The organism is Helicobacter sp. 12S02232-10 (genome assembly GCF_002272895.1).
Lineage (GTDB): Bacteria > Campylobacterota > Campylobacteria > Campylobacterales > Helicobacteraceae > Helicobacter_J.
Genome location: NZ_MLAQ01000004.1, coordinates 140144 through 165058, shown reverse-complemented (window position 1 = coordinate 165058; position 24915 = coordinate 140144). Strand labels below are relative to the sequence as shown.

The 24915-nt window shown below is 35.5% G+C and carries 27 protein-coding genes and 5 tRNA genes; 15 read left to right on the top strand and 17 right to left on the bottom strand.

Annotation, left to right across the window (positions count from 1 at the left end; all coding sequences use genetic code 11):
- Positions 1-122 precede the first annotated feature (122 nt).
- From rplL to BKH41_RS04875, 13 genes are all read right to left on the bottom strand, one after another.
- Positions 123-497, bottom strand: coding sequence for a 50S ribosomal protein L7/L12 (gene rplL / locus BKH41_RS04935; protein WP_095297560.1), 375 nt, complete (start codon positions 495-497; stop codon positions 123-125).
- A gap of 17 nt (positions 498-514) precedes the next feature.
- Positions 515-997 (bottom strand): 50S ribosomal protein L10, encoded by a 483-nt coding sequence (gene rplJ / locus BKH41_RS04930; RefSeq protein ID WP_095297558.1) that lies wholly within the window; start codon positions 995-997, stop codon positions 515-517.
- A 97-nt stretch (positions 998-1094) separates the two neighbouring features.
- Entirely contained in the window at positions 1095-1799 is a 705-nt protein-coding gene (rplA, locus tag BKH41_RS04925; protein ID WP_095297555.1) for a 50S ribosomal protein L1, read from the bottom strand.
- A gap of 27 nt (positions 1800-1826) precedes the next feature.
- Positions 1827-2252 carry a 50S ribosomal protein L11 gene (gene rplK, locus BKH41_RS04920; protein ID WP_095297552.1) on the bottom strand — a complete coding sequence of 142 codons (426 nt, stop codon included), beginning with the start codon at positions 2250-2252 and terminating at the stop codon, positions 1827-1829.
- 27 nt (positions 2253-2279) lie between these two features.
- On the bottom strand, positions 2280-2813 hold the full coding sequence (gene nusG / locus BKH41_RS04915; RefSeq protein WP_095297550.1) for a transcription termination/antitermination protein NusG: 534 nt from the start codon (positions 2811-2813) through the stop codon (positions 2280-2282).
- Positions 2814-2824: 11 nt separating this feature from the next.
- Complete coding sequence (gene secE, locus BKH41_RS04910) at positions 2825-3004, bottom strand: preprotein translocase subunit SecE (protein ID WP_095297548.1); 180 nt, start codon at positions 3002-3004, stop codon at positions 2825-2827.
- 36 nt (positions 3005-3040) lie between these two features.
- Positions 3041-3116, bottom strand: a tRNA-Trp gene (locus BKH41_RS04905).
- 17 nt (positions 3117-3133) lie between these two features.
- Positions 3134-3292: a 50S ribosomal protein L33 gene (gene rpmG, locus BKH41_RS04900; RefSeq protein WP_095269274.1), complete on the bottom strand. Its 159-nt coding sequence runs from the start codon at positions 3290-3292 to the stop codon at positions 3134-3136.
- A 15-nt stretch (positions 3293-3307) separates the two neighbouring features.
- Positions 3308-4507: an elongation factor Tu gene (tuf, locus tag BKH41_RS04895; RefSeq protein WP_095297546.1), complete on the bottom strand. Its 1200-nt coding sequence runs from the start codon at positions 4505-4507 to the stop codon at positions 3308-3310.
- Between the two features lie 114 nt (positions 4508-4621).
- A tRNA-Thr gene (locus BKH41_RS04890) sits at positions 4622-4696 on the bottom strand.
- Positions 4697-4750: 54 nt separating this feature from the next.
- Positions 4751-4827, bottom strand: a tRNA-Gly gene (locus BKH41_RS04885).
- A 61-nt stretch (positions 4828-4888) separates the two neighbouring features.
- Positions 4889-4973, bottom strand: a tRNA-Tyr gene (locus BKH41_RS04880).
- A gap of 90 nt (positions 4974-5063) precedes the next feature.
- Positions 5064-5139: transfer RNA gene (locus tag BKH41_RS04875), tRNA-Thr, on the bottom strand.
- A 165-nt stretch (positions 5140-5304) separates the two neighbouring features.
- Here BKH41_RS04875 and BKH41_RS04870 point away from each other — a divergent pair.
- The 4 genes from BKH41_RS04870 to BKH41_RS04855 all read left to right on the top strand — a co-directional run bounded on the left by BKH41_RS04870 (position 5305) and on the right by BKH41_RS04855 (position 10640).
- Entirely contained in the window at positions 5305-6702 is a 1398-nt protein-coding gene (locus BKH41_RS04870; protein WP_095297544.1) for a mannose-1-phosphate guanylyltransferase/mannose-6-phosphate isomerase, read from the top strand.
- A 135-nt stretch (positions 6703-6837) separates the two neighbouring features.
- Positions 6838-7950, top strand: a complete 1113-nt coding sequence (gene gmd / locus BKH41_RS04865) for a GDP-mannose 4,6-dehydratase (RefSeq protein WP_095297543.1) — start codon at positions 6838-6840, stop codon at positions 7948-7950.
- Between the two features lie 39 nt (positions 7951-7989).
- Positions 7990-8949, top strand: a complete 960-nt coding sequence (locus tag BKH41_RS04860) for a GDP-L-fucose synthase (RefSeq protein ID WP_095297541.1) — start codon at positions 7990-7992, stop codon at positions 8947-8949.
- Positions 8946-10640: an ABC transporter ATP-binding protein gene (locus tag BKH41_RS04855; RefSeq protein ID WP_257875407.1), complete on the top strand. Its 1695-nt coding sequence runs from the start codon at positions 8946-8948 to the stop codon at positions 10638-10640. Before BKH41_RS04860 ends, BKH41_RS04855 begins: the two co-directional genes overlap by 4 nt.
- A gap of 20 nt (positions 10641-10660) precedes the next feature.
- Here the strand turns inward: BKH41_RS04855 and BKH41_RS04850 are convergent, their stop codons facing one another.
- The 4 genes from BKH41_RS04850 to BKH41_RS04835 all read right to left on the bottom strand — a co-directional run bounded on the left by BKH41_RS04850 (position 10661) and on the right by BKH41_RS04835 (position 15666).
- On the bottom strand, positions 10661-11893 hold the full coding sequence (locus BKH41_RS04850; RefSeq protein ID WP_095297537.1) for a hypothetical protein: 1233 nt from the start codon (positions 11891-11893) through the stop codon (positions 10661-10663).
- A gap of 129 nt (positions 11894-12022) precedes the next feature.
- Complete coding sequence (locus tag BKH41_RS04845; protein WP_095297535.1) at positions 12023-13228, bottom strand: hypothetical protein; 1206 nt, start codon at positions 13226-13228, stop codon at positions 12023-12025.
- A 79-nt stretch (positions 13229-13307) separates the two neighbouring features.
- The gene (locus BKH41_RS04840) at positions 13308-14489 is read right to left on the bottom strand and encodes a hypothetical protein (protein ID WP_095297533.1); all 1182 of its coding nucleotides are present in this window, start codon (positions 14487-14489) and stop codon (positions 13308-13310) included.
- Between the two features lie 55 nt (positions 14490-14544).
- Positions 14545-15666: an outer membrane family protein gene (locus tag BKH41_RS04835; protein ID WP_095297531.1), complete on the bottom strand. Its 1122-nt coding sequence runs from the start codon at positions 15664-15666 to the stop codon at positions 14545-14547.
- A 188-nt stretch (positions 15667-15854) separates the two neighbouring features.
- On the opposite strand from BKH41_RS04835, the gene BKH41_RS04830 reads away from it, so the two are divergent.
- The 11 genes from BKH41_RS04830 (at position 15855) to purF (ending at position 24913) form a co-directional block, all read left to right on the top strand.
- Complete coding sequence (locus BKH41_RS04830) at positions 15855-16715, top strand: DnaJ C-terminal domain-containing protein (RefSeq protein ID WP_095297529.1); 861 nt, start codon at positions 15855-15857, stop codon at positions 16713-16715.
- 21 nt (positions 16716-16736) lie between these two features.
- Positions 16737-17102 carry a helix-turn-helix transcriptional regulator gene (locus BKH41_RS04825; RefSeq protein ID WP_095297527.1) on the top strand — a complete coding sequence of 122 codons (366 nt, stop codon included), beginning with the start codon at positions 16737-16739 and terminating at the stop codon, positions 17100-17102.
- Positions 17103-17117: 15 nt separating this feature from the next.
- Entirely contained in the window at positions 17118-18305 is a 1188-nt protein-coding gene (locus BKH41_RS04820) for a replication-associated recombination protein A (protein ID WP_095297525.1), read from the top strand.
- Positions 18302-19183 carry a hypothetical protein gene (locus BKH41_RS04815; protein ID WP_095297523.1) on the top strand — a complete coding sequence of 294 codons (882 nt, stop codon included), beginning with the start codon at positions 18302-18304 and terminating at the stop codon, positions 19181-19183. The genes BKH41_RS04820 and BKH41_RS04815 overlap by 4 nt, the downstream gene beginning before the upstream one ends.
- A gap of 58 nt (positions 19184-19241) precedes the next feature.
- On the top strand, positions 19242-19757 hold the full coding sequence (locus tag BKH41_RS04810) for a 3-isopropylmalate dehydratase small subunit (protein ID WP_095297521.1): 516 nt from the start codon (positions 19242-19244) through the stop codon (positions 19755-19757).
- A complete protein-coding gene (gene leuB, locus BKH41_RS04805) occupies positions 19754-20824 on the top strand; it encodes a 3-isopropylmalate dehydrogenase (RefSeq protein ID WP_180762737.1) in 1071 nt (356 codons plus the stop codon). Before BKH41_RS04810 ends, leuB begins: the two co-directional genes overlap by 4 nt.
- Position 20825: 1 nt before the next feature.
- Entirely contained in the window at positions 20826-21077 is a 252-nt protein-coding gene (locus BKH41_RS04800) for a hypothetical protein (RefSeq protein ID WP_095297517.1), read from the top strand.
- The gene (locus BKH41_RS04795; protein ID WP_095297515.1) at positions 21068-21325 is read left to right on the top strand and encodes a hypothetical protein; all 258 of its coding nucleotides are present in this window, start codon (positions 21068-21070) and stop codon (positions 21323-21325) included. The genes BKH41_RS04800 and BKH41_RS04795 overlap by 10 nt, the downstream gene beginning before the upstream one ends.
- Positions 21326-21498: 173 nt before the next feature.
- Positions 21499-22179 carry a response regulator transcription factor gene (locus BKH41_RS04790; RefSeq protein WP_095297513.1) on the top strand — a complete coding sequence of 227 codons (681 nt, stop codon included), beginning with the start codon at positions 21499-21501 and terminating at the stop codon, positions 22177-22179.
- Positions 22180-22189: 10 nt separating this feature from the next.
- Positions 22190-23446, top strand: coding sequence for an ArsS family sensor histidine kinase (locus BKH41_RS04785; RefSeq protein ID WP_095297512.1), 1257 nt, complete (start codon positions 22190-22192; stop codon positions 23444-23446).
- A 72-nt stretch (positions 23447-23518) separates the two neighbouring features.
- Complete coding sequence (purF, locus tag BKH41_RS04780; RefSeq protein ID WP_095297510.1) at positions 23519-24913, top strand: amidophosphoribosyltransferase; 1395 nt, start codon at positions 23519-23521, stop codon at positions 24911-24913.
- Positions 24914-24915 lie beyond the last annotated feature (2 nt).

The window sequence follows — 24915 nt, the reverse complement described above, 5'->3', positions numbered from 1 at the left end:
CACTCCGAATAAACCTAATTATTAGAGATAAATTAAGTTTATTTGGAGCGTCCATAAATTGCGATAACCCAAAAAACAATAATATTTGTTTTTTGGGTGCTTCAAATGTAATTGAATTAAAATTACTTAATTTCAACCTTAGCGCCAGCTTCCTCAAGTTTTTTCTTGAAATTCTCAGCATCTTCTTTGTTGATACCTTCTTTTAATGTATGAGGAGTATTTTCAGTGGCTTCTTTGGCTTCTTTCAAACCAAGCCCCGTAATTTCTCTAACTGCCTTAATAACGTTGATTTTATTAGCACCGCTATCAATTAAAACAACGTTAAATTCAGTTTTTTCTTCAACAGCCGCAGCACCTCCTGCAGCAGCAGCTCCAGCAACGACGGTTGGAGCAGCACTTACACCAAACTTTTCTTCAAAAGCTTTGACAAGTTCTGATAGTTCAAGAACTGATAAATTTCCAATATAATCTAAAATCTCTTCTTTTGTAATCGCCATAATGGCCTCCTTAATTTTTATTCTTGTTCTTTTTGTTTTTTAAGATTATCTAATCCTGTGACAAAATACCTAGCTGGAGCTGTCCAAACAGACAATAGCATTCCAATAAGCTCTTCTTTGCTTGGCAACTTCGAAATTGCCATAATATGATCAGCATCAACTTTCTCTTTATCAAAACATCCTGCTTTAATCGCAAATTTATCCTTATGATCTTGCCCGAATTTAGCGACTAATTTAGACAATGCTATTTGATCTTGTCCCCAAATAAAAATATTTGTATTCTTTAAATCCAAATCAGGGTACTGGGCATTCTTCATAGAAATTTCTGCTAAAGTGTTTTTAACCACCTGAACCTTGATCTGCAGACTTCTAGCAGACATTCTAAGCTCTTCTAAATTTTTAACCGCAAGACCTTTATAGTCGCATACAATCAAAGCAGATGCATTAATAAACTCCGCTGTCAGATACTCAACTGTCTGATTTTTTTGAAGTTTGGTCATTCTTTCCTCCTTTCTAGACTAGACTTCTACAAGGAGATGAATCAAATTAAGCAAAAGCCCTTGTGGTCTTCAGTCTAAAGATAAAATCGAACTTACTTTATTTAACGTCCATCAACTCTTGAGAATCGAGCTTGATTGATGGAGACATTGTTAATGACAATATGCCGCCTCGAATATATTTTCCTTTTGCACTAGCAGGTTTCAAACGATTGACTATTTTTAAAAATTCCAATATATTCTCTTTAATTTTTTCTTCAGTAAAACTTGCCTTTCCAATAGGGGCATGAATATTGCCTTTTTTATCAACCCTGAAATTAACCTGACCGCTTTTGGCATTTGTAACCGCCTTAGCAATTTCCATTGTTACAGTTCCAGTTTTTGGGTTTGGCATCAATCCCTTTGGTCCCAATATTCTTCCAACTTTTCCAACAAGTGCCATCATATCAGGGGTTGCAATCACCATATCAAAATTCAAATTACCGTTTTTGATTTCTTCTGCCAAATCCTCATCACCAACAATATCTGCCCCTGCATTTCTAGCTTCATCAGCTTTAATGCCTTTGGCAAAAACAGCAACTCTGATTTTTTTACCCGTTCCGTGAGGCAATACAACAGCGCCTCTTATCATTTGATCGGCATGTCTTGGGTCTACGCCAAGCCTAAGAGCTACTTCTACTGTTTCGTCAAATTTAGCAGATGCTAAAGACTTAACAGTACTTACTCCACTGCTTATATCATATATACGATTACTATCAACTTTTGAAAGTAAACCTTGCAATCTTTTGGCTACCTTTTTTTCCATACCATAAACTCCATCATATTATTTTTACTAATTAACGATTTCCACACCCATACTTCTTGCACTGCCAGAGACAATATTTTTAGCTGCTTCAAGGGTATTGGCATTCAAATCTTCCATTTTGAAAGTTGCAATTTCCTCTACTTGTTTTTGAGTCAATTTTGCAATCTTGTTTTTCAATGGATTATCTGAACCCTTTGCAATACCTGCAGCCTTTTTAATCAAATCTGTAACAGGAGGTTTTTTTGTGATAAAAGTAAAACTCTTATCCTGATAAACCGTAATAACTACCGGAATATTAAAACTACCCATATCTTTTGTTTTTTCATTGAAAGCTTTGCAAAATTCCATAATATTAACCCCTCTTTGACCCAAAGCAGGTCCCACAGGTGGAGAAGGATTTGCTTTGCCAGCAGGAATTTGAAGCTTAAGCTCCCCAACAATTTTCTTTGCCATATTACTTCCTTAAAAAAATATTTTTAATTATACTATTTTTTCTACTTGTGAATATAGTATTTCTATAGGAGTATTTCTACCAAAAATAGAAACATTTAATTTTAATTTTCTATGTTCAATATCATATTCCTCAACCGTTGCCGTAAAATTCGCAAAAGGACCCTCCACAATTCGCACAACTTCACCAGGATCAAAAGAAATTTTTGGTTTAGGTGCAGCACGATTTTTAACCTTTTCAAGAATGTGGTTAATATCAGCTTCACTAAGAGGTGTTGGCTTTTTACTCTCACCTATAAATCTACCGACCTTAGGAAGAGATTGTATCTTATGCCAAAGAGCAGTGTCTAAATCAACCTTGATAAAAACATAACCTGGATAAAGGCTTTGTTCAGTTACTTTATTCTTGCTCTTTTTGGAAACCTCAATAATATCTTCGGTAGGAACTACAATCTCTTTTAACCGATCGCCTATATTGTTTTCTTTGACAAGATTCTCAATTGCTCTTTTAACAGCCTGCTCGCTACCCGAATAAGTCTGTATAGCATACCAATCTAATGACATAAAATCTCCTATTACAGAATACTAGATACAGAAGCAGACAAAATAAGATCAACTAGTGCTAAAAACAAAGTAATAATAGTAACAACAACGACAACAGATATCGAAGCATTCCTTATTTGTTCTTTAGTAGGAAAAATTACCTTTGATAATTCTTCTTTAGCCAATCTATAATATACGAATATTTTTTTCATAAAATCTCACTTCTAAATTATACCCCAATTTAAAAATGGCAGGCCAGGAGGGATTCGAACCCCCAACACTCGGTTTTGGAGACCGACGCTCTACCATTGGAGCTACTGACCTATAAGCTAGGAAAAATCCTAGCTTTTTAGCTTAACTTCCTTATGAATAGTATGTTTATTAAGCCTAGGGCAGAATTTTTTGAGCTCCAGTTTTTCCGTATTTGTTTTAGCATTCTTTGTTGTGCTGTAGTTAATATCACCACATTCAGAACATTTTAGCCCTATTTTAACTTTCATAATATTTTCCCAATTCTACTCAATAATCTTTGTTACAACACCTGCACCAACTGTTCGACCACCTTCTCTGATTGCAAACTTGGTTCCAAGCTCCAAAGCGATTGGACTGATCAATTCAACATTGATTTTTATATTGTCGCCAGGCATAACCATTTCAACACCTTCTGGTAATTTGATAGAACCGGTTACATCTGTAGTTCGAACATAGAATTGAGGGCGATAACCATCAAAGAATGGAGTATGTCTACCACCCTCTTCTTTTGAAAGAACATAAATCTCGCCTTCAAATTTTTTATGAGGGGTAATTGAACCTGGCTTACACAAAACCATACCTCTAATAACATCTTCTTTTTTAGTTCCTCTCAAAAGAACACCGACGTTATCTCCGGCTTCACCTTTATCCAACTCTTTTCTAAACATTTCAACACCGGTAACGGTAGTTTTTTGAGTATCTCTAATACCTACAATTTCAACTTCATCACCAACTTTTACAATCCCTCTTTCAATTCTACCTGTTACAACAGTTCCTCTACCAGCAATAGAAAAAACATCTTCAACTGGCATCAAGAAAGTTTTATCGGTATCTCTTTCAGGAGTTGGGATATAGCTATCAACTTCTGCCATCAATTTGAGGATTTTTTCACCCCATTCTCCGACATTGCCACCTTTAGCTTCTTCTAGTGCTTTTAAAGCTGACCCTGCAACAATCGGAGTATTATCACCAGGGAATTCATAAGCACTTAAAAGCTCTCTGACTTCCATTTCAACCAAATCAAGCAATTCTTGATCATCAACCATATCTTGCTTATTTAAAAATACCACGATATAGGGAACGCCTACTTGTCTAGACAGAAGAATGTGCTCTCTTGTTTGAGGCATAGGACCATCTGCTGCAGAAACAACCAATATTGCACCATCCATTTGAGCTGCACCTGTGATCATATTTTTTACATAGTCTGCGTGTCCAGGGCAATCTACGTGGGCATAATGCCTATTTTCTGTTTCATATTCAATATGAGAAGTCGCAATTGTAATACCTCTTTCTTTTTCTTCTGGGGCATTGTCTATGTTGTCATAGTCTTTCATTTCAGCAAGACCCTTAAGAGACAAAACAGCAGAAATAGCGGCACTCAATGTAGTTTTACCATGGTCAACGTGTCCAATAGTCCCGATATTAACATGGGGTTTAGTTTTGACAAATTTTTCCTTCGCCATTTGTTTTCTCCTGAAAATTAAAATTTGAATTCTGATTTTAATAAAAATGTTCTTACAATAATGTTAAAAAATATCAAAAACATTCAAGTATTAAAATCTTTACTTTAGAAAAACTGGAGCCCATAAGCGGGATTGAACCGCCGGCCTCTTCCTTACCAAGGAAGTGCTCTACCACTGAGCTATATGGGCATTATTTGGAGCTATAGGAACACTTTTTTAATAGAAGTTCAGCTCCCAGTAAAATGGAGCGGGAAACGGGGCTCGAACCCGCGACCCTCAGCTTGGAAGGCTGATGCTCTAGCCAACTGAGCTATTCCCGCATCTTAACTTAAACCATAACCTATATGATTGATAAATCTTTGGCAAAGATTTAAAATTTAGTGGTGGTGAGACGTGGATTCGAACCACGGAAGACATAGTCAGCAGATTTACAGTCTGCCCTCGTTGGCCACTTGAGTATCTCACCAAAACAACTAAAATAAAGTTATAGCAAACAAAACTGGTCAAACACTGATTCAGAGAATTCTGTTTTAGGGTTTGAAAAATTTAAAAACAATGGAGCTGGTTAAGGGACTTGAACCCCCGGCCTGCTGCTTACAAGGCAGCTGCTCTACCAACTGAGCTAAACCAGCACACTCAATATAAAGGCGAAATTATACCTATTTTAAACCTACCCTGTCAAGCGTTTTATTTAAAAAATATGAATTCCATAAAAAATATCAAATCTATTGGGTTTTAACCTAATAATTTTATATAATTGTAAAGTTTGAAATATATTAATGTAGGAATCTAAGAATATGACGATCGCTATACTTTGCGGAGGTTCAGGGACAAGATTATGGCCACTTTCGCGTTCTTTATTGCCCAAGCAATTTGTTCCTCTCTTGGAAGATACGTCTTTTTTTACTCAAACTTTGCTTAGAAATATTCCGATTATCGAAAAATTCGATGGACATTATCAAATAATTGCTAATCAAGATCACTATTTTCTTGCTCAAGATCAAGCCAGAAATGCTAATGTTGAAATTAAAAGCTATATTTTAGAATCCATCGGAAAAAATACAGCTCCAGCACTTGTATTTAGTGCTTTGGACGCAATTAAAAATTATGGGGAAGATGAAATCATTTTAGCATTACCAAGCGATCATCTTATCAAAAACTCCAAAAATTACGAAAAAGCCATTCAAAAAGCAGTCCAATATGCAGAACAAGATTATCTTGTAACCTTTGGAATCAAACCCTCAAGTCCCCATACTGGATATGGATATATCCAAAGCAAAAACAATGATAATGTTGAAAAATTTGTCGAAAAACCCTGCCTAGAAATTGCGAAAAAATATATTAATGAAAAAAATTATTTCTGGAATAGCGGGATGTTTTGCTTCAAAGCATCAACTCTTCTTAGTGAAATGGAACTCCACGCAAAAGAAGTTTATAAAATATGCAAAGAGGTCTATCAAATATCCAAAAAAGACGGGGAATACGTTCGCTTAGATCCTGAGATTTCAAAAAAAATCCCTGAAATCAGTATTGATTACGCACTGATGGAAAAAAGTCAAAAAGTCAAATGCGTGATCGGGGATTTTCTATGGAACGATATGGGAAGCTTTGAATCTCTTAGTGAAGAATGGGAAAAAGATACCAATGGTAATGCATCTAAAAACACATTTATAGCAACAGAGAGTAAGAATAATTTTATCATTTCAGATAAAATTGTCGTCGCTATCAATATCAATGATTTGATTGTTATTGATACAAAAGACTCCTTACTGATCACAAAAAAAGGGGAATCTCAGAAAATAAAAGACGTACTCAAGCGACTCAAGCAATCCCACCCCAATCTGACTCAAATCCATACAACCGCCTATCGTCCGTGGGGAAATTACACTGTTCTACTCGAATCTCCCAGCTATAAAATCAAACAAATCATTGTCAAACCCAAATCTCGGCTTAGTCTTCAAAAACATTTTCATCGAAATGAACATTGGACAATAGTAAGCGGGAGTGCAAGCGTCACCATAGGAGATAAAGAAATTTTTTTAAAAGCCAATGAATCCACTTATATTCCGATGGGGCAGCTTCATCGCTTAGAAAATCCGGGAAAAATTGATCTAGTCATCATAGAAATACAAGTCGGTGAGTATCTTGGCGAAGATGATATCATCAGAATAGAAGATGATTTTAGAAGGTGCTAATGCTATGCCTACTAAAAATTTAAGGAAAATCCTTTGGTCCTCAAAAAATAAAACATAATTTTCATTGCAAACAATAACGCTATTTTGAAATATGTTAAAATGATCTAAATTTTACTCCAAACTAGAGGATAATGAATGAAAGTCGCACTGATTACAGGTATCACAGGACAAGACGGAGCTTATTTGGCAGAATTTTTACTGAAAAAAGGCTACGAAGTTCATGGAATTAAACGCAGAAGCTCTCTTTTTAATACCGATCGCATTGATCACCTCTACCAAGATCCTCATATTCAAAATCGAAATTTTATTCTTCACTATGGAGATATGACCGACTCAATGAATTTGACGCGCATTATTCAAGAAGTACAACCTGATGAAATTTATAATCTTGCCGCAATGAGTCACGTAGCCGTCTCATTTGAAACTCCCGAATATACTGCAAATGCTGATGGAATTGGGACATTGAGAATTCTTGAGGCCGTCAGACTGTTGGGTTTGACTCAAAAAACAAAGATTTATCAAGCTTCAACAAGTGAGCTTTTTGGAAAAGTATCAGAAATTCCACAAAAAGAAAGTACTCCTTTTTATCCTCGCTCTCCCTATGCTTGCGCAAAACTCTATGCTTATTGGATTACGGTAAATTATCGTGAAGCCTATGGAATTTTTGCAAGCAACGGAATTTTATTCAATCACGAAAGTCCGATCCGAGGGGAAACATTCGTAACACGAAAAATCACACGGGGGGTGGCAAAAATTGTTTTTGGAATTCAAGATAAACTTTATCTTGGTAATCTTTCGGCTAAAAGAGATTGGGGTTATGCCAAAGATTATATCAGAATGATGTGGATGATCCTTCAAGCTCAAAAACCTCAAGACTGGGTAATTGCCACCGGAACTACTACAGAAGTACGCCAATTTGTTAAAATGGCATTTGAAGAAGTGGGGATTACAATTGAATTTCAAGGAGAGGGCGTAAAAGAAAAAGGTTATGTAGTAAAATGCCAAAACAAAGATTTTCAGCTCCCAATTGGTAAAGAAGTCATCAGTGTCGATAAACAATATTTTCGCCCCACAGAAGTTGATTTGCTTATCGGCGATGCAACCAAAGCAAAAGAAGAGCTTGGCTGGGTTCCCGAATACGATTTAAAAGCTTTGGTAAAGGAAATGATGGAATCAGATTTAAAACTAGTACAGAAAGATAAATATCTCCAAAAGGGAGGTTATGAAATCTTGAGTTACTTTGAATAAATACATTGCAAGCAATCCGAAAAACAATAAGGAAAAATAATGAAAAAAGATTCTAAAATTTTCATTGCGGGTCATAAAGGATTGGTAGGTTCAGCTATTATGAAAGTTTTAAAAACAAAAGGTTATGAAAATCTTCTCACAAAAACCCGTGCAGAACTTGATTTAACCGATTCTGCTCAAACACAAGCCTTTTTTGAAAAAGAAATGCCAGAATATATTTTTTTAGCCGCTGCAAAAGTAGGAGGAATCAACGCAAACAACCTCTATCGCGCAGATTTTATCTATCAAAATCTTGCAATCCAAAATAATGTGATTTATAATGCCTATAAATATCACGCAAAAAAACTCTTATTTTTAGGTTCAAGTTGTATTTATCCAAAACATTCTCCCCAACCCATTAAGGAATCTTATCTGCTCACAAATGAGCTTGAATATACAAATGAACCTTATGCCATCGCAAAAATTACCGGTCTTAAAATGTGCGAGGCTTTCAGTTTGCAATACGGGTGCAATTTTATCTCTGCAATGCCCACAAATCTCTATGGAGAAAACGATAACTTTGATTTAGAAACCTCTCATGTTTTACCTGCACTGATTCGAAAATTTTACGAAGCCAAATCAAACAATTCAGACACTATAGTGCTTTGGGGTAGCGGAAACCCTCGAAGAGAATTTCTATATAGCTTGGATATGGCAAAAGCCTGTGTTTATATTATGGAAAATATTGACTTCAAAGATTTAGCAAAAGATCTTAAAACAATAAAAAATACACATATCAATATCGGTTATGGAAGTGATATCAGTATTAAAGAATTAGCTTTGTTAATCCAAAAAATCTCAGGCTTCAAAGGTAAAATTGTATTTGATCCCTCAAAGCCTGATGGCACTTATCAAAAACTTTTGGATTCTTCAAAAATAAATAATCTGGGTTGGGAACCTGAAATCACTCTCGAAAAAGGCATTCAAAAAGTATATGAATGGTATTTGGAGCAAAAATGAAAAAAAATAATTTCTTTAATATTCTTGATAAACTTCGGCACCTCATTACCAAGCGGGACAAAATAATTCTTGTTATTTTGCTATTTGCAACCATATTTTTATCGATTATAGAAACTTTTGGTATCAGTATTATTATGCCTTTCATCACATTTGCAAGCACCCCAAGTCTCATTCTTCAAAACAAGTTTTCAAAATTTATTTATGAGTTTTTCGAATTCAAATCAACCCTAAACTTTATGCTTACCTTTAGCTTTATATTGATTGTTTTTTATATCTTTAGAGCATTCTACAATATTGCCTACACATATGCCTTAAATCGTTTTGCCTTTAGAAAATACCATTATTTTTCTTATAAACTTTTTTGCAAAAGTATGAATTTAACCTATCTTGAATTTACAAATAAAAACACTGATAAAATTCGTAGCACAATCATTTCTGAATCATTAAACGCCGCCCAGTGTTTCCAATATTTTCTAACCATATTTTCAGAAATTTTTACTATCTTGCTTTTATATATCCTTTTGCTTTTAGTGAGTTGGAAAATGACTATTGTTTTGAGTTTTATTTTAGGCTTTAAGATTCTTTTTATCATAAAAAGTATTGGAAAAGTCATCAAAAATCAAGGCAATATCCGTGCCCAAATGGAGGAAAAATTTTTTAAAATTCTCTCAAAAAATTTTGGAAACTTCAAGATCATTAAACTCAGAGGGAACGAAGAAAAAGTTTATGCAAACTTCAATAACACCGGCAAAAAAAGAGCTAATGCCCAAATTATTTATCAAACCCTAAACCAACTCCCCAAAAATATTTTAGAAACCGTTGGTTTTAGTATCCTTATTGGCAGCGTGGCTTACATTCTTTATCGATACAACGATGCAAGTGCGGTATTGCCAATTATTTCAATGTATGCTTTAGCGTTATATCGGATCTTGCCTTCTGTCAATAAGATAATGTCGAGTTATGGTTTTATTATTTTTAGTCAAAAATCCCTAGAGATAGTCTATAATGATCTAGTTTATCAAACTAAAGAAGAGAGCGAAGAACCTCTTGATTTTAACAATAGCATTACGCTTAAAAATATTAATTTTGGCTATACCCGACAAAAAACCATTATTAAAAATTTTAACCTCACTATCTATAAGGGCGATAAAATTGCTTTTATCGGTCCAAGCGGAGCAGGAAAATCAACCTTGGTCGATCTCATTATCGGGATATATCAACCAACTTCAGGAGAAATTTATATTGATAACACAAAGCTTACAAACAAAAATATCAAAACGTGGAGAAAAAAAATAGGCTATATCCCTCAAAATATTTATTTATTTGAAGGCACTGTGGCAGAAAATGTGGCCTTTGGAAGCGAAATGGATAAAAACAAGCTTATTTGGGCATGCAAAATGGCAAATATCTATGATTTTTTAGTCGAAAATGAAGGATTAGAAACTCTAGTGGGAGATGGAGGCATCAAACTCAGTGGGGGACAAAAACAACGCATAGGGATTGCAAGGGCGATTTATAATGATCCTGAAATTCTAGTACTTGATGAAGCTACTAGCGCCTTGGATACAGATACTGAAACAAAAATAATGGATGAAATTTATAATATTGCAAGGAATAAAACTCTTATTATTATTGCTCACAGACTCAGCACGATAGAAAAATGTGAAAGAAAAATAAAAGTAGGGGATTAAATCCCCGATGGAAAAAATTTCTAAAAAGAAAGTTTGCTAAACAATACCAAAGCGTTGGAATTCTTTGAAATAGAGCCTCCTGAATTCACATAAGCCCCTCCGATATCTAAAGCCGAATCTTTACCCTTATAGGCACGATACATTGTTGCTAAAGAAATTTCGTTATAAGATCCTCCTGCATAAAGAAAATCAATCTTGATTCTATCAGCATCATAACCTAAGAAAACATAACCTGAATAAGCTCCTCTAGCCAAATAATTTGAAGTCCCAATGCCATTGACATATTTTCCATAAAACCTCATTTTATCATTGACAGACCAAATACCTGCTCCACTATCAATTTGATAATACCCTACTCCGGCCTTGAAAGCTTGATACCTTAATTCTTCTTCAATCAAAACAAAAAAAGTATTATCTTTATTGCTTTTTGCATTGATAGAGTCATTATAAGGCAAGCCACCATGAATTCCTAAGGCAACATTTCTAGCTTCAGTGTTTTGAAACATAAATTTAAGTGTGGTGATCGCTTTTAAAGAGTTATTAGAATAAGCATAAGAACCATTAAAACCTGCCTGCAAAAGACCTTTATTGCCATAGAGTCCATTCGCTAAAACAACATTAGTATTATAGAAGATATAAGGATCGATACTAAAGCCCCATTTTTTAAATCCAAAACCTCCAGATAAAACCTCTCCACCCATACTTTTTTCTTTAATCGTAGGATTATAGGCTTTTAACCAACTCAATTCCGAACCATATCTGCCCAATTGTTTTCCAAGACCAAGTTTTGAATCCATCACCGTTCCCCATACGTCAAAAAAACTATTGGTATAACGAATTGCTCCGCCTTGAAGAGGTCCAGCTATCCAATCAGAGGCGATAAATTCATCAGACATAAATCTACCTAAGGCAAATTTAAATCCCTCATTGGCATATCGAACATACAAATCAGAAAAATCTCCCGAATCGGTATAATAAGATTTTGAATATGCTTTTGAGCTTTGCATAACAGGAAGTGCAGCCACTACAGCAGCTCCTGAACTCCAACCATAACCCATATTCCAATTTACCCCTATCCTAGATTGGAGACCAGCATAAGAGCTTTGACTCTTACTACCACTCATTTGAGTATTTGCTAGTCCTTGATTGTAAAACCCCGCCAACCAGCCAAATTGTTTCAACTCCATTGCACTACTAGAACCAAAGCTTGCTGCAAGTAGCAACACCATAGAACCAAAATATTTTTTTCTCATTCTTGCTCCTTTTTGTTGTGTCTGTATATGAACAAATAGATATTACAAATAATCAAAAGAAATATTTTAGATCTGAGTCAAGAATAAAAACGACCATCATAAAGATGGTCAAAAGAAGAATTAAGAAGTTTAAAAAGATATCTTAGCAAAGATTACAGCATTATTTTGCTGTTTTTGTTTGCTCTGGAAACCATTGCTGACATAACCCCCACCGATTTGTAAACCAAGATCATCTTTCATCTGAAAGACATTCCAAGAAACAATCGCAGAAAATTCATTATAATCCCCATTAGCATAAAGCAAATCAAAATTGATTACTTTTGTCTCAAGTCCTGCAAAAGCATACCAGCTACTTTCATTTGTACCAAAATAATAATTGCTGAAATTTCCAGTCAAATATCTCCAGCCATAAAATCTGCTTCGATCGTTGATAGCATAAATCCCATTATTTTTACCCACAGTATACCAGCCTGCACCTACTTTTATCATATCTTTAAAGCGAAGCTCTTCATCTATCCAAAATAAAATCGTGTCATCTTTATTGACATCTAATATATTTTGCCACAAAAACCTTGCTGATGAAATTGATTTGATTCCATTATCGCTTCCTAATTCAAGTGCAACTTTAGTTCCTGCCTGCACCATAGAATGATTGCCAGCATAATAATTGCCGCCTAACCAATAATGAATAAATGGATCGATTTTCAAAAATCCCAAATCAATATTAATGCCACCTGCAAAAAGATCTCGCTGACCTATATCAAAATTATTAAAACTAGAAGAATATCTCCTAAACTGACTGAGTTCAGATCCAAAACGATTGGGTTGATAACCAAAAGTCGAGTAATCATTAACCCAAGTAGCCCACGCTCCAAAATATTTTGTATCCCATTTGGCAGCAACCCCTTGAGTATGCCCGACTATCCAATCAGATTTTAAAAATTCATTATCAAAACGACCAACAGCGAGTTCGATTTCTCCATCATATTTCACATACAAATCTGATAAATCGGCATAATTGGTAGTATACATATACTGTGCATAATTGCGTCCATCAAAAGCATCTTTAGGAGTGCCATATACAGGGAAAGCTCCCCATCCAGCTGCCCCTATATGAAGATTTCCAAACCCTATATCTAATCCTAATTGAGCAGTTATACCTGCATAATCGGCATTTTTGGTTTTTCCATCTTTGGCATCATACATCTTATTACCATCTCCAAAACCCTTGTTAAAAAATCCTCCGACATGCCCGAAAACATCAAAATCAGCTGCTCCGGCCCCACTTAAAAAAGTTCCCGCCAATACGATCGATCGAATAACCTTACTTTTCATTTCACCATCCTTAAATAAACAAGTTTGTCAGATAATAATCCAAACATTCCCTAAATCGACTAAAACAAATCTTTTTAAATCAATAAGAAAATTTACCAAAAAATACTAGCGAACTATCTCCAATAGAATTAAGTACTTTAGATGAATAGGAATAAACATAACCCCCGCCCGCATTGAACTTCATATTTCGATGTTGCCATATTTTATAATCTGCCATTAAAGAATATTCTTGATAATTTCCAAAAGCAACCATCGCATCCACTCTGACTCTATTAGTCTCCAAACCCCCAAATAAATAACCTGCAACCGTTGCATTGGCAAAATAAACAGCCGGCACACCCGGAGAATTAATGCCCCTTCCATAGAACTTCGTTCGATCATTAAATGTCCATAGCGAACCTTTTTTATCAGCCCCAGGAACCGCATAAAAACCTGCTCCAAAATTAAATAATTTATACTTAAAGGTTTGGTCAATCCAAATAAGACCTGCTAAATCATCGCCAGCCAAACCATCTGTATCCCCATATTGAAACATACCGCGCAAAAGCGTGACAGATTTAAAAGCATCAGCAATCACGGTTGCATACCCCGCTTTCGCCCCAACCTGAACAAGAACGCCTTTTGTTATGGTTGGAAGTTGGGTATCTATCAATACAAAAGGTGAGATTCTAAACCCTTTATAAGTGTAATCAACCCCGCCTGCAATCACTTCTCCGCCAACATAATTTTTCTTTGCGCCGGGATTATAGGCTGATAAAGAATTTAAATCAGTAGCAATCCTATTACCTTGTTGCCCGCTGTATTGATACCCGTTATAGAGCATCGAATCCATAAAAATTCCCCAATAATTCATCTTCCTATCATTAATCCTAATGGAAGCTCCTTGTACATTCCCTGCCATCCAATCAAATTCAAGAAAGTCAGTGTTATATCTTCCAAGTGCAAATTTAAGCCTTTCGGTATCATATTTTACATAAGCATCCGAAATATCCCCGCTATTGCTGTAAGGAGCATTATCATCCTTATGACTGAATACGCTCCAAGCCCCGATAGCACCAAGCCCCAAACTCCAATTGTTATCGAGGATAAAATTTGCTCCTGCTCTTGCATTCAGGCCGATATAACTATGCGGACTAGACTGAATTCCCTGATTATATAAAACACCCAAATAACCGAAAGGATCCACAGTTACCTCAAGGGCTTTGACAAAATTACCCCATAAAATAAATAAACAAACCGAACCTAAAGCAATTTTTCTCATAAAGCTTCTCCTTGTATTTTTAAAAATTTAAAAAAGAAATCATAGCCAATCAAAACTAAAAACTATATTGAACAAATCCACGTCCCATTATGTAATCCTTTGTTCCCCCAAAATATCCTGTCGCATCAGTTTGATTAAACATTCCTAAGATACCAAGACCCAATTCAACTCCTTTTTGAGGCTTAAAATTAATTTTAGCATCCCAGTTCAAAATATTCTTACCATTAATAAAAGTTCCCCTGACTGCTCCGTACAAAGAAAAATATCTGCCCATATCTCCAGAAGCAAATCCATACGCAGTAACCGCATCGCCATAAAACATTCCGACAGTTCTTTCAAACCTTGTATGTTGTCCAAAAGCATCAATTCTATTAGCTCCCGCTCCGCCACCGACTGAGACAATCCCAATACCACTTTCTAAACCATTCCAACCTACCAAGCCTTCAGCCCAAACCAATCCGCTACTACTAGAAGTTCCATAATGCTGTTTATTAGCTACATAAGAAAGCAAATGAATATGGCTATCAAAATAAACTCCGGACTTTAAGGGCAAATGGAGTTCAATTTTTATGCCTGGGGAAATAAAAAATCCCGGCGCCATATAAAGATAAGGCTTAATTTTGACAGGAGCATTAGGAATCTGAATATCTCCACGGAACAAAAGAGCACCTGACCAATTAAACATTTTTCTAAAATTACTCAAATAATAATTCGTGACCCAAGCATTTCTAAGAGCCCACACAAAAGACAATGAAATATTTTCAAACTTATCATAAGAAACACTGATACCCTCAGTATCGTGAGTCATCCATTCCTCATCAATATTATAACGCCCCAACGTTAGCCTGAATTTTTCATATTCATTATAAAAATCACCATAAATATTAGAAAATACAAAAATCTCTTGGGCCTTGTTAAAATCACCTTGTTTGGCTTCATAGATTTTAGGGACTAACCATGCTTTTGCACCAAATTTATAGCCCATAAATCTTTGGGTATTATACGACAAATCCATATTTAAATCCCCATAAGTGGGATCTTGTTTTGTCGATTGCTGAAAGAAAAATCCAATATGCCCATTAACAACTCCTTTCATAAAAGCCTCTTGAGGAGTTCTAGTACCTGCTGCAAAAACAACGCCTCCACATAAACAACACAAAACAAGCTTTCTGAGCATTTGCATCCTTTTATCCAAAGAAACAATAATTTATATTTTAGGTTTCTTGCAGAACTTGACAATTATCCTAGCAAAAAGAATTCCAAATTTAAACCCAACAGAATTTTATAAATAAAGTTGATTGACTTATACTAAAGTTTTATGATACAATAAAACTCAAAAAAATAGAAATTTATGCGGAGCACTCTATGAGCAAAAGTCTATATGAAACTCTTGGTGTCGAAGAAAATGCGACTGCTGAAGAAATAAAAAAATCTTACAGAAAACTAGCTAGAAAATACCATCCCGACATCAATAAAGATAAAGAAGCTGAAGAAAAATTTAAAGAAATTAATGCTGCTTATGAAATCTTAAGCGACGAAAAAAAGCGAGCTCAATACGATCAATTTGGCGACAATATGTTTGGGGGTCAAAATTTTAGTGATTTTGCCCGATCTCAAGGAGGTTCAGGGATTAATTTAGATGATATTCTCTCCCAAATTTTTGGCAGTGCCGGAGGATTTGGATCTGGAGCCAATAGTTTTGGTTTTGGTGGAAATTTCGGATTTGAACCCGATTTGGATATACGTGCAAATTTAACGATTCCTTTTGCAAGTGCAGTCCTTGGGGGCAAACATCATATCAATATTCAAAACGACAGCTTTGACATCAAAATCCCTGCCGGAATTAATGAAGGCGAAACAATCCGAGTTAGAGGAAAAGGAAAAACTGGCAGATCAGGAAAAGGAGACTTGTTATTAAAAATCAATATTGCCCAAGAGCCAGAATATTCAAGGGATAATGATGATTTGACTAAAACTTTTGACCTTCCCTTAAAAATTGCACTTTTTGGAGGAAAAATCAATATCCCCACATTGCACAAAGAAGTCAGTCTTAAAATTCCTGCCAATACAAAAAATGCCCAAAGATTTCGTATCAAAGAACTCGGGGTTAAAAACAGAAAAACAGGGCATACAGGAGATCTTTATCTGAAAGCAAACATTGTTTTGCCCCACACAGACTCTTTGCCAGACGAATTGAAAAAAAACCTTGAAGAGCAATTGCCCTAATTCATCAAAAAGGATAATGCAATGTATAGTTATGACGAACCTGTTTATCTTATCAGTGTTGTGGCAAAAATACTTGAGATCCATCCTCAAACCCTCAGACAATATGAGAAGGAAGGGCTGATCGAACCAGGTCGCACAGATGGAAAAATGAGGCTTTATTCCCAAAGAGACATTGATAAAATCAAAACCATTCTCAGATTAACACGCGATATGGGAGTTAATCTAGCAGGCGTAGATATTATCTTGCGACTTAAAGAAAAACTCGATGAGCTTGATACGATCAATGAAGAATTGCGCTCAAATCTACAAAAAAAAGCTCGGACAACTACTGGGACAGAAGTCAGCGTCAAAAAAAGCTCTTATGAACTCATTATATTTAAAAAATAACGCCATTGATGAATGATGAAAAATCTAGCTAGTCTCCTGCGTCCAAAAACTCTTGAAGAGTTCGCAGGGCAAAGCAAAATTATCGGCGAAAACTCTCCTCTTAAAAATGCCATTTCTACAGGAAATTTTCCTCATTCATTTTTTTATGGGCCTCCTGGGAGTGGCAAAACAACTTTGGCTAGACTCATTGCCCACAAACTTCAAAAACCTTTTTTACAATTCAATGCAACCAATTTTAAACTCGAAGAATTTCGCCTTGCACTCAAACAATACCAAAATACACTTGCAAAACCCGTTGTATTTATTGATGAAGTACATCGACTAAGCAAAAATCAACAAGAGTTCTTATTACCGATTATGGAAAATCAAGAAGCACTTATTTTGGGAGCAAGCACTGAAAATCCCTACTATAGTCTAACAGGAGCAATTCGTTCGCGCGCATTTTTATTTGAATTTGCCCCTCTTGGGAGATCTGAGCTCAATCAAATCCTACAAAAAGCTCTTGACATCTATCCTTGCAAAATCTCCCAAGAAGCTAGAGATTACCTAATTTCCTCAAGTGGCGGGGATGCACGAGCAATGCTAAATTTATTAGATGTGGCTATGGAGAGCCAAAACGATGAGATTGTTTTAGATACTCTCAAATCACTCCGTCCCATAAGTCTCAATGATGGAAGTAGTGATGAGAACACACATTACAATCTTATCAGCGCACTCATCAAATCTATTCGTGGTAGTGATGAAAACGCCGCACTTTATTATCTTGCAAGATTAGTTTGTGGGGGAGAAAATCCTGAATTCATTGCTAGAAGGCTCGTCATCTTGGCAAGCGAAGACATAGGAAATGCAAATCCAAACGCACTCAATCTTGCCACTTCTACAATGACAGCAGTGTCCAAAATCGGGTATCCTGAAGCTAGAATCATTCTCTCTCAATGCGTGATTTACCTGTCTTGTTGTCCAAAATCAAATACTGCTTATAATGCCATCAATGATGCAATAAAATCTGTCAATGAAGGTGAAATTCTTCCAATCCCAAAAAATATCCTTACTCATTCTAAAACCTACCTTTATCCACACGATTACGGCGGTTGGATCAAACAAAAATATCTTCAAAAACCCCTGCATTTTGTCAAACATACCCAAAAAGGATTTGAAAAAAACCTGCAAGAATGGATCATAAAAATCAAAGGAAGTCAATGAAATGCTCCAAATGGATTTTTCCATTTTTGATCTTGATAAATGCATTCGGAAAAGATTTAGATATTGACTTAACAAAAAATGGATGGCAACTTGAACTCAAGAGAATTTCCCTCAACTTCTCTTCAACCTCACTCAAAAATCAAAATCTTTACAAAAATTTTTCCAACAGTCGCATTCGTGGAAATTCTCAAATCGTTGCACAAACTTTTGGAGAATTTGACGCCAATTATTATGCTAAAAAATTCGTTGTCTTTAACTCTCTACTCACAGAATATGGAAGAAACGTCATCAATCCTGAAAAAGGACCTAAAATTGATAATAAAACTTTAGACAGAATTCTTTTATCTACAGATTACACCCAAAGGATTTGGAAGTTCGAAAAAGCCCTCGGAGGATTTGAGCTAGGTCCTTATGCCCAATTAAGCTACCGAACAGAATTTACCCCTCAACCAAGCTTAAATAGAATTAAGATCTTGCGCTTCAGTACAGGGTTCAAAATATTTGAGGGAAATTACATCAAAAATCTTTACCTCAACTTATTTGGCGAAGAAGATTTCACCTATAGCAGACCCGTAGAAAGTTTTGGTATTCAAACAGGATTTGACATCCAACAAAAAATACGCGACAACGTAAATTTTAATTACCATCTTAATTTCAGAGACTATATCCTTAATAATTACCAACCCTCCCATAACCCTCAATATGAATTGGAACTAGATATCAGAATGGACACAAACCTGTATAAAAACTTTTCCATCGCCCCGTTTTTCACCTTCTATATGCTCAAAGGAAGGTATTTTAAAGAAGTTGGAACAAATTTATTCATAGGTGTCTCAATTTCTTATAATCAAGTTTTTATTGATGCTTCAAAAAAATAAAGGGAATTTTAAATCAAACTTGCTAAAATCAACAAAAACTAAATAACTTGGAGCCACAATGCAAAAGTTGCAAAACAAAACGGGAAGAGCTTGGAAATTTGGCAAAAATATCGACACGGATATTATTATTGCCGCAAGATACCTAAATACCAGCGATGGAAAAGAATTGGCAAAGCACATTATGGAAGATTCTAGATATGGTTTTGCCGATATGATTTCTCAGGGAGATTTTATTGTTGCGAGTGAAAATTTTGGTTGCGGGAGCAGTAGAGAGCACGCCCCTCTTGCGCTAAAGGAAGCCGGAATAGCAGCAGTATTGGCGCCATCTTTTGCAAGAATTTTTTATCGAAATGCTTTCAATACAGGCTTGCTTATTTTAGAAGTCGCTCAAAATGATATTGACACGATCAATGAAGGTGATGCACTTGAAATTAGTCTAAAAGAAAATAAAATCTTTAATCACACTCAAAACCTGCAATACACTTATGCTAAAATCCCTTCTTTTATGCTTGAACTGCTTCAATGCGGGGGATTAATGCCTTATGCACAAAAACAAATAAAGGAAAAGATTTGAAATCTTATAACATAGCCCTTATCAAGGGAGATGGCATTGGTCCTGAAGTAATCGATGAAGCAAAAAAAGTGTTGGATGCAGTAAGTCAAGTTTATAACTTTAAAATCAAATACGAAGAATATTTAATGGGGGGATGTGCATATGATGCATATAAAAATCCTCTGCCTGAAATAACCATTCAAGGTTGCCTCAAAGCAGACGCCATTCTTTTTGGCGCAATCGGAGGAAGCAAATGGGACAATTTACCTAGAGAATTGCGACCAGAAAGTGGTCTTTTGCGTCTCAGAAAAGAATTGGAAGTGTTTGCCAATATCCGTCCAGCAATTGTATTTGAAGAATTGCTTGAAGCAAGCACGCTTAAACCTGAAGTCATTGCAGACACCGATTTAGTGATCATCAGGGAGCTTATCAGTGGAATTTATTTTGGCAAACCTAGAGGAAAGGACCAAAATCACGGATATAACACAATGGCTTATACAAAAAAAGAGATTGAAAGAATCGCAAAAATCGGCTTTCAGTTCGCCGCCAATCGAAGAAAAAAACTTTGCTCTGTGGATAAAGCAAATGTTTTGGAAGTAAGTCAGCTTTGGAGAGAAGTTGTTACTGATGTCTCAAAAGAATACCCAGAAATCGAACTGACCCATCAATACATTGATAACGCAAGTATGCAATTGATCAAAGACCCTAGACAATTTGACGTGATTTTAACCGGCAATCTTTTTGGAGATATTCTAAGCGATGAGGCCGGTATGCTAACAGGCTCTATTGGGTTACTTCCTTCTGCAAGTATCGGGGAAAAAGTCGCTCTTTATGAGCCTATTCACGGCTCGGCTCCAGACATAGCTGGAATGGGCATTGCCAATCCGATAGCTGCCATTTTAAGTGCTTCTATGTTACTAAAATACACACTCAAAGAAACACAAGCTGCCGAAGCCATCAATCAAGCGGTATCAAAGGTTTTAAAAAAAGGTTGTCGCACGCAAGACATTGCCCATTTTGGAGCTGAAAAAATCTGTAGCACTTCCCAAATGGGAGATTTAATTACAGAATGTTTGGAGCGAGGATAAGATGAGTTTTAAAACAATTACTCTTGCAAGTATTTATGAACTTCAAGGTTTAAAAGATGAGGCATTAGAGATTTATAAAAATATTCTCAAAACAGATCCAACAAACCAGGAAGCTAAAAGTGCTTATAAACGACTTACTGAAGAAATAAAAAACCTTGAGCGAGCTGATGTAAAGGCTAAAAACCTTTTTATAAACGCCTCAAGCCAAGAAGAATTAAAAACATTTGAAAGGTGGTTGATGCAATGGAATTAAAAGATATGATTCTTCAAACCCTCACAGAAATAGAAAATGTCCCTAATGAAAAAGAAATTAATTCATCAGAAACCAAAATTATTCCAAAAAGCGAATCTGAGTTCCTTTATGCTCTTAGAGAAAAAACACTTGTTCTCTTTGAGGGGCTCCAATCTCCTCAAATCAAAGATTTACCCACAAAACTTGATTTGGTTATCAATTATCTGCAATACCAACTTTCTATTATTGATGAAAAATTGGGACATTGATAGTGATTTGATTGATTCCTTAATTGTATAAAACTCAATTGAGGTCCTATTTTAATACGTAAAATCCCTTTGCCATCAACTCTTTATCTTGGATTCTTTAATTAAAAAATATGTATTATTTATAAATTTTATAGTATCATTCAGCAAAAAATATCTCTTATATAAGGTAAAAAATGCTAGAAGTATTGATGATAGAAGATGATATAGAACTTGCAGAAATTTTGAGCGAATACCTCAAACAACACGATATTAACGTCACTAATTATGATGAACCTTATACCGGAATGAGTGCTATAGCAACCCAACATTATGATCTTTTATTGCTTGATTTAACACTTCCCAATCTTGATGGACTTGAAGTCTGCAAGCGAGTCGCTAAACAAAAAAATATACCCATTATCATCTCATCTGCTAGAAGCGACTTAGATGATAAGATTAAAGCACTTGAATATGGAGCTGATGATTATATTCCAAAACCTTACGATCCTAAAGAGCTGCTTGCTAGAATCCAATCCCTTTTAAGACGTTACAATCAAAAGGGAGGAAAAAATGAAGAAAAAGATAAAAGCTCAATCTTTAAGATTGACAAAGATAGTCGAGAAGTATTCTTTAAAGATAAAAAACTAGATCTTACGCGTGCTGAATACGAAATACTTACTCTGCTTATCAGCAAAAAAGGACACGTATTTTCACGAGAGGCGATTGCGATTGAATCAGAATCTATCAATCCAGAAAGTTCAAATAAAAGCATTGATGTTATCATCGGAAGATTGCGGGCCAAAATCGAAGAAGATCCCAAAAAACCAAAGTATATTATTTCCGTCCGAGGTGTAGGTTACAAATTGGAATCTTAAAGCCCGATCAATGAAAACTTCTATATTTTTTAAGATTGCCATCTTATTTTTATTTGCTCTATTTAGTTTTTTCGCTTTCTCTTTTTATTTTATCAAATCTCAAATTGAATACGAAGATAACCAGTCTGAAATCAAATACAGACAATTTACTGCTACCATCAACCAAATTCTAGCCCACAACGGCAATATTGAACTCATAGAAAAATATCTCAAAGATCTCGGATTTAAAACAACTTCTGAAGCCAAAATTAAAGAAGTTTTGCTTAATTACAAAAAATTTCCTGCTGGCTTTAATGGCTTGTTAGCTAAAACCATCAAGCAAAATAATGAAATTTTTATTCTCTTAGAAACTCAAGATAAAGTCACGCTTTATAAAGACACGTTTAAAACCTCCTACCAAAACTATTATCTCATCACGTTTGCAGGGATACTCCTGCTTACGTTTTTATTTGCATTGGTGATAAAAAGTCTTTTGCCTCTCAAAAGACTCAGGCAACAAATTCGATATTTTTCTAACGGTAAACTCAATATCAATTGCAAAATCAATCAACAAGACGAAATTGGAGAACTTGCAAATGAATTTAACAATGCCATCAAAAAAATTGCCGCCCTCAATGAATCTAGAACACTTTTCCTCCGCTCTATTATGCACGAACTCAAAACCCCAATTACAAAAGGCAGGATCACTGCAGAAATGGTTGAAAACCCTTTGCAAAAAGAAAGACTCTCATCTGCTTTTGAACGATTGAATACCTTGATCAACCAATTTGCAAAAATTGAACAACTCTCCTCTCAAAGCTATAAACTTAATAAAAGAGAATTTTTAGTCGATGAGTTGATTGAATGCACTAAAAAAATGCTCTTGATTGACAAAATGAGTACTGACCCAATTACACTTTTAAGCCCAAATGATTTAATCAAGGCTGATTTCGATCTTTTTGCAATAGCTGTCAAAAATCTCTTGGATAATGCCATTAAATACGGTTCAGATGGAAAAGTACTTATCAATACCGACAAATACAGTCTTATCATTTCCAATAAAGGGAATCCCTTAAAAATGGACTTCAAAGAATATTTCAGACCTTATTTTAAAGACTCTACAAAAGTAAATTCTGAAGGATTCGGGTTGGGTATGTATATCATCAAAAACACATTGGATGCCCAAAACTTCAATATCACATACGAACATCAAGATGATACTAACTATTTTATTATCCACGGATGTATCGTCGAAAATTTCTGCGTTGTGCCTGAAAAGAGCAAATAAAATCGGTAAAATACTTTATGATTTATTTGTTACATTATGGAATAATAATGTTTGAGCTAAAGGGGATTTGGTATGAAAGATTGGAATGAAAAATGTGCAGTTGTAGGTATCTATAACGCATACAACGCCTCAATACTCAGCTACTACTCACTCTTTTCAATGCAGCACAGAGGGCAGGAAGCCAGCGGTATCAGTTCTTCTAATGGGGAAAAGATTTCCACTTACAAAAATAGCGGTTTAGTGACCAAAGTCTTTGATGAAAATACATTAAAAAAACTGCAAGGGAATTCAAGCATTGGTCACAATCGCTATTCCACAGCAGGAGAAGATTCGATTGATGATTGTCAGCCAATTTTTGCAAAATATAGCCTTGGCGAATTAGCCATCGTTCATAATGGAAATCTAACCAATGCAAAAAAAGTCAGAAAAAACCTCATTGAAGATGGAGCTATATTCCAAAGCCATTTGGACACAGAAAATCTAATCCATCTCATCGCTAAAAGCCATAAACACCAATTAGTCGATAGAATTACTGATGCTATCAACCAAATAGAAGGTGCTTATGCCCTTATTTTTCTATCTAGAACAAAAATGTTTGCAGTCCGAGATAAATACGGACTGCGACCCTTGAGTTTAGGTAAAATTACCAATCCCGATGGTAGTGTAGGCTATATCGTCGCAAGCGAAACTTGTGCATTTGATCTGATCGGGGCTGAATATGTTCGAGATGTAGAGCCTGGTGAAATGCTTGTTTTTGAAGGCGCTTATTCGAAACATATCACAATGCCAAAATCTATAAAAATCTTTGCTGCCAATCCTAAGCCTTGCATCTTTGAATACGTCTATTTTGCACGCCCTGATAGTAAAGTTTTTGGAAGAAATGTCTATGAAATCCGCAAAAAAATGGGTATAGAGCTTGCCAAAGAACATAAAATCAAAGCCGATATGGTTATTCCTGTTCCTGATAGCGGAGTGGCCGCTGCCATAGGGTATTCAAGAGAAAGTGGCATTCCTTTTGAGTTAGGCATTATTCGAAACCATTATGTGGGGCGAACTTTCATTGAACCCACTCAATCCGCTAGAGAACTAAAAGTAAAATTAAAATTAAATCCTATAGCTGAAATCATTGAAGGAAAAGAAATCATTATTATTGATGATTCGATTGTACGCGGCACTACAAGCAAGCAAATCATCAAAATCCTAAGACAAGCTGGGGCCAAAAAAATCCATCTCTTTATTAGCTCTCCTCCAACCATATCTCCTTGCTATTACGGCGTGGATACACCAGATAAATCCCAACTCATCTGTGCCAATCATTCCATTGAAGAAGTTAGAGATTTTATCGGTGCAGACTCATTGGCTTTTTTATCTTTGCAAGGACTTAAAAATAGCATCCAAAACGCTGGTGAAGAAAAATTTTGTCAAGCGTGCTTTGATGAGAATTATATTGAAGATTTACAGGAATAAAG